We start from the raw sequence: 5,444 nt of genomic DNA, 5'->3' as shown, positions 1-5,444 counted from the left end.
CGGTGCGGCGCGGCAGCAGGTGGGCGATGCGGCACACCTCGTACACGGCGCGGGCTTCGGCTTCGGGGCGCTTGTTGGCGTAGCGCAGCACCTGCTCCACGCGCAGAAACTGCGGCAGGTCGGACTTCTGCGAGAGGTAGGCCACGCCGGGGTGGCCGGGCACCAGCAGCTCCTGCGGCCCGCGCACGTGGCTGCCAAGGGCCTGCACCGTACCGGTACTGGGCTGAATGAGGCCGGCGATGAGTTGCAGCAGGGTGCTTTTGCCGGCCCCGCTTTCGCCGGCCAGCGCCAACTTCTGCCCGGCTTGCTGCGTGAAGCTGATGGGCTGGAGCGCGGTGAAGCCGTTTTCGGTGAGGCTGAGGTTGGTGACGGTGAGCAGGTCGTTCATGCGCCGGCAAAGAACGGGGCTGGCCGCCGCTGGTGTGCCTTAGGCAGCAAGCAGCAGCTGCTTGCCGGGTTTTTCGAGGGGGTAGTTGGCGATGATGTCGCGCAGGATGAGCATGTCCTTGGGGCAGGCGGCGGCGAAGGCTTGCCAGTGCGTGAGCACCACCACGTCGGGCATTTCGACCACGGCGATGATGGCATCCCAGAAGGCGTCCCAGCTCACGCCGTACCAGTCGGGGAAGTGCAACTCGCGCTTCATCAGCATATGAAAGGCGGCTTTGGTGGTGACGGGGGTGAGGTCGATGGTCATTTATTGCTCAAGGTTATCACCTGTCAATTCAGCTTCTGCAACCTGCTTTCTTAATGAGTCAAACGTCAAATATTGAGCGCTGCCCAAAACGTGATTCTTTTTACCGATGGCTAAAAACTGCTTGGCCTGCTGATACTGTTTCAACTTGAGCCGAATCGTAATTATTTCTTTTACTTGCTCCAAGTCGTTGTAATCAGGATTGACTAACAATTGCGAAAGTCTCTCCCGCGTTTTTTTTATTGCTTGACAAGCGTCGCAACGGACTCGCTCGGCTTGTACCCAGAACACTAGCTTTTCATAATAGTGAGCTTGTTCCTCTTTTGAGAACTGGAAATTTATGCCGCAGTCACGGCAAATTATTTCTTTGTCAAAATATGCAAAATGAGGAGCGATGTCGCAGAATAATTGACGCTTTGGCTTACCTCGTAATGCGCGTTTCTGAATCAGGCACACATCACAAGCCCAATCAACTTTATTTTTCTGCGCATCAAGCCAGTAGAAGTTGCCAATTATAATCCCATCTATAGTGCCGTAATATTTATTTGGTACATCGTGGGAAATCTGACTGATAAACACGCAGCATTCAGATTCAGTCCGCAACTCGCCGCAACATGGACACTTCAGTGGCTTGGGTTTTCCTGCCTTTTTCATTTCAGAATAAACAAAGAATTCAGCTTTTGAGCAAAAGGTACGCTTGTTTCTGAAGTACGAATTTGCCATCATGACGCCGTATCCAGCACGTCATCCCCGTCATCGGCCATCGTCTTGGCCAGCTTCTCGATGTTTAAACTCCGCGCCGAGGCGTCGAAAATTTCGCGGTAGGTGCCTTTTAGGTCGTAGAGTTCGTCGTGGGTGCCGCTTTCCACCATGTGGCCTTTTTTCATGACGTAGATGCAGTCCGAATCCACGATTTGGGCGAGGCTGTGGGAGATGATGACCACCGTACGGCCCTGCTTGATGGCGTCGAGCGAGTTTTTGATTTGCTCGGTGGCGATGGCGTCGAGGCTGGCGGTGGGCTCGTCGAGGAAGATGATGGGCGGGTTTTTGAGGAAGAGCCGGGCGATGGCGATGCGCTGCTGCTGCCCTCCGCTCAGTTGCTGGGCATCGGACTCATACTGGCGCGGCAAGTCCAGAATCTGGTCGTGCAGGTAGGCCTGGCGGGCGGCGGCTTCGATGTCGGCCTGGGTAGCGGTGAAGTCGCCGTAGCGGATGTTTTCTTCGATGGTGCCCTTGAAAATGTGGTTTTTCTGGAGCACCAGGCCAATTTCCTGACGCAGAGCAAAAGTATCGTACTCGGCCAGCGGGCGGCCATCGAGCAGGATTTCGCCGCGGTCGGGGCGGTAGAACTGGCAGAGCAGGTTGATGATGGTGCTTTTGCCCGCGCCGCTCAGGCCCACCAGCGCGGTGGTTTTGCCGGCCTCGATGGTCAGGCTCACATCGTGCAGGGCGGCCGTGCCGCTGGGGTAGGTGAAGCTGACGTTGCGCAGCTCAAACTGGCCGCGCAGGTTGTCGCCGGGCGCCAGGGGGCCAGGGCGCTCGCGCTGGTCGTCGGCGTCGAGGATGGCGAAGAAGCCTTCGGAGTAGGTGAGGGCTTCGTTCATCTCGTCGTAGATGCGGTGGAGCTGCCGGATGGGCGCCGATACGTTGTTGAACAGCAAAATGTGGAACATGATGGCCCCGATGGAAATCTGGCGGCCCAGCACGAGGTAGGCCGTGAGCACGATGATGGCCACCACGCCAATCTGCTCGACGAAGGTTTTGAGGCCGTCGAAGCGGAAGTTGGTTTTGCGGGTCAGGAGCTGGGCGGCTTCGAGGCGGCTTTGCACGGCGGCCTGTTTCTGGCCCTCGTACTGCTCGCGTACGAAGCTTTTGATGACCACAATGCTGTCGATGATGCTGATGAGGCCGTGGTTTTTCTCCTCGCGCAGGCGCTGGAGGCCGCGCCGCACGCCCTGCAATTTCTCGGCCTGCGCGTAGCTGAGCCAGAAATACACCGGCAATACCGCTAGCGCCACCAGCCCCACCCATTTGTTGTTCAGAAAAATGACCACCAGCGCTACGATGGCGTTGGCGAAGAGCGGCATGATGTCGATGAAGAAGTTTTGCACCAGCTTCATGAGGCTTTCCACGCCGCGGTCGATGCGGGTCTGGAGCTTGCCGGTCTGGTTGCTTTCCTCGGAAAAGAACCCCAACTCGTAGCTCAGAATTTTGCTCACGGCTGTTTGCGAAAGCACGCTGGAGATATTGATGCGGATTTTCTCGCCGTAGTATTTCTGCCCGAAGGTGATGACGGTGTTGATAATTTCCTTACCCAACAAAATACCGCTCACCCAGGCCAGCATGGTCCAGCCGTCGGCCAGGCCCTGCCCGCGGTCGAGCATGCCCTGTACGGTATCAACCGTATAACGCAGCACGAAGGGGTTGACCTGCGCGGCCAGCGAGCCCACCAGTGTGAGCAGCAGCGTGGCAATAACCAGGCGGCGGTAGGGCCGCACAAAGGGCAGCAGGCGTTGAATAATCTGCCAAAGGCTCATCGAAACGGGGCGAAAGGTGGAGCCGGTTAGACGAGCGGGGTGGGGGCGGGGTTGTTTAAGCCCTGTGTACTCTTCGCAGGATGAGAAACAGCCGGATGCTATAATACTCAGGTGTCAATTCCCAGTCCAGGTTTAGCAAATCTTGTTCTGCTTCGGAAAAATTCTCATTGTCATAAAGAAATTCAGTGGCATAAATTTTAGAGTTGCTACAGCAGAAGAAGAAGCGAAACCAGTGGTATTCTTCGGTCAAGGCGAGCGAACTGATAATAGTTTCTATCCGATTGAACAATTCGGCCGGGATATATACAGGCTTATTTCCCGCTGCTTTGATACCGTAATTGCTGTGATATATTTTCCATGAATGGCCATTAATGACCCACTGCGCAATGTTGAGCTGCTCATTTTTCGACAGGTCTTGTAACGCCCCAATAATTACGTGAAGACTGTTTTTTGCAAAATTCCGCAGGTTGTATTCGACTGCGCTTTCCAATGTGTCGCTTACATCACCAAAGCATTCGATAATAACTCGCTTATTGATTATGATACTGACATCAAGCTGCGAAGAGATATTGTTCGGAAACTCTTGATAAGTAATTCGAGATTCTACCAATGCCAATTGCTTGGATACTAGCATAAACTTTTTCTCGAGTGGAATAGTGTCAATTCCATGACTGTTGAAAAGGGCTTGAAGCTGAGCATTGGCATCTGTCATATCAGCAGTATTGCAGGCATTAAGTTATTGTAGCTGTAATAGCAATGTATGTAACGATATTGTAACAGAAGCTTGCAGCGGGCGTATCTACCCCATCATGGTCGGCATGGATGTGAGGTGCAAGTTGTTGCCCCTTACCATATTTGCGCCATGAATGCTGCTTCCGCTTCAACCCCAACCACCGCACTGCATCGCGGCGATGGCAGCGTGTACCTCACCGTCGAGCGCAACCGCGCCGAAAACTGGATTCACGCCCGCTGGCAGGGCCGGCAAACGCTGGGCTCCATCATGGACGGCGGCCTGACCTACGTGGAAATGCTGCGCGCCGAGCCCTGCCCCAAGCTGCTCAACGACCACCGCGACCTCGCCGGCGACTTCTCCGACGCCAACTCCTGGATTGAGGAAGTCTGGACGCCGCTCATCATCGGCGCCGGCCTGCGCTACTTCGCGCAGGTGCTGTCGCCGGATATTTTCGGGCAGCTGGCCATCGAAAACCTGCAGGTGCGCATCGGCAACCTGCTCCACATTCATCTGTTCGACGACCTGGACGCAGCCCAGAGCTGGCTGTGTGCGCAGGCATAGGCCCCCGGAGGCTGCCGGCGCTTAAGAAGCGGAGCTGGATTCATTACCACATTTCTCTCGCCAGTGAAGAGTTCGGCTAAGGTCTGCATCCAACTAATTGTTCCGTAAATCAAACTATTAAATTGGATTTCAGGATTGATGAATATAACTGGTTAAAATTTTCAAAATAATTTCAACTGTTGATTTTTGGCCTATTAACTGTTTATAATCAGTGTGTTGAGGCTGGACGGCAGGGCCGTAAATAGGTTGAGCTAAGTGGCGTATTTGTCGTTCGGTGTAATAATAGCTGAGGTAAAATAGTTAAGCTAGAGCCGTAGGCTGCGGCGGCGGGTTGATATAGCCCGTTTTTTTATTGCTTAACCCCTTGTGTATGCTGCGTACTCTCATGTTGTTTTTGCTGCTGTTGGGCGCTTGCGCTATCGATATTCAACCGGCCGCAGCGGCCCACCGGCCCATTCACCGCCACAAGCCCATGGCCGGCGATTTCCGGCCCGTGTACCGCTACTACCGCGGCCCAGGCCGCCATAAAGACCGGTTTCGCAAGTTTTCGAAGCGCCGCACGCATAAAGCCAAAGGAGGATTCTTCTCGAATTTCGGCCACAAGCGTCGGGGCACGCTGTAAGCCGGAGCGTCTGGTTTTAGCTATTTGACTGTAGCAACATTTCTGTCGCGACTGGCGGCTGCTCCCGATGCGGGGGCAGCCGCTTGCTATTAGGGCCCAGCGGGTTTGTGCCTAAACGGCGGCAGGTGAGGGGCCACCGCGCCCGGAGCAACGCCGGCCAAGGTGCGGCGTACAGGTGGTAGAACCACTTCCGCCACCATGAATAGCCTGCCGCCTCCCACCGCCCACACCGGCGAGCCTCTTAGCCGCGTCGACGGCCGCCTGAAAGTGACCGGGCAGGCCCGCTACGCCGCCGAGCAC

At 55.3% G+C, this 5,444-nt stretch carries 7 protein-coding genes; 2 read left to right on the top strand and 5 right to left on the bottom strand.

Annotated features, from left to right (window positions below):
* From ACYVDE_RS13740 to ACYVDE_RS13720, 5 genes are all read right to left on the bottom strand, one after another.
* Window positions 1-388: ATP-binding cassette domain-containing protein (locus ACYVDE_RS13740; RefSeq protein ID WP_460502113.1), on the bottom strand; the 388-nt coding region annotated here is incomplete at its 3' end.
* Window positions 389-427: 39 nt separating this feature from the next.
* Complete coding sequence (locus tag ACYVDE_RS13735) at window positions 428-694, bottom strand: barstar family protein (protein WP_460502112.1); 267 nt, start codon at window positions 692-694, stop codon at window positions 428-430.
* A complete protein-coding gene (locus ACYVDE_RS13730; RefSeq protein ID WP_460502111.1) occupies window positions 695-1,417 on the bottom strand; it encodes a zinc-ribbon domain containing protein in 723 nt (240 codons plus the stop codon).
* Window positions 1,414-3,228 carry an ABC transporter ATP-binding protein gene (locus ACYVDE_RS13725; RefSeq protein ID WP_460502110.1) on the bottom strand — a complete coding sequence of 605 codons (1,815 nt, stop codon included), beginning with the start codon at window positions 3,226-3,228 and terminating at the stop codon, window positions 1,414-1,416. Before ACYVDE_RS13725 ends, ACYVDE_RS13730 begins: the two co-directional genes overlap by 4 nt.
* Before the next feature lie 55 nt (window positions 3,229-3,283).
* Window positions 3,284-3,940, bottom strand: a complete 657-nt coding sequence (locus ACYVDE_RS13720) for a DUF6348 family protein (protein WP_460502109.1) — start codon at window positions 3,938-3,940, stop codon at window positions 3,284-3,286.
* A 150-nt stretch (window positions 3,941-4,090) separates the two neighbouring features.
* On the opposite strand from ACYVDE_RS13720, the gene ACYVDE_RS13715 reads away from it, so the two are divergent.
* Together ACYVDE_RS13715 and ACYVDE_RS13710 are read left to right on the top strand one after the other, a co-directional pair.
* Entirely contained in the window at window positions 4,091-4,522 is a 432-nt protein-coding gene (locus ACYVDE_RS13715) for a hypothetical protein (RefSeq protein ID WP_460502108.1), read from the top strand.
* 370 nt (window positions 4,523-4,892) lie between these two features.
* Window positions 4,893-5,144: a hypothetical protein gene (locus tag ACYVDE_RS13710; RefSeq protein ID WP_460502107.1), complete on the top strand. Its 252-nt coding sequence runs from the start codon at window positions 4,893-4,895 to the stop codon at window positions 5,142-5,144.
* Window positions 5,145-5,444 lie beyond the last annotated feature (300 nt).

The sequence above is a fragment of the Hymenobacter agri genome, assembly GCF_054778495.1.
The sequence above is the reverse complement of the archived record's forward strand: the minus strand, read 5'-3'. Positions and strand labels throughout refer to the sequence as shown.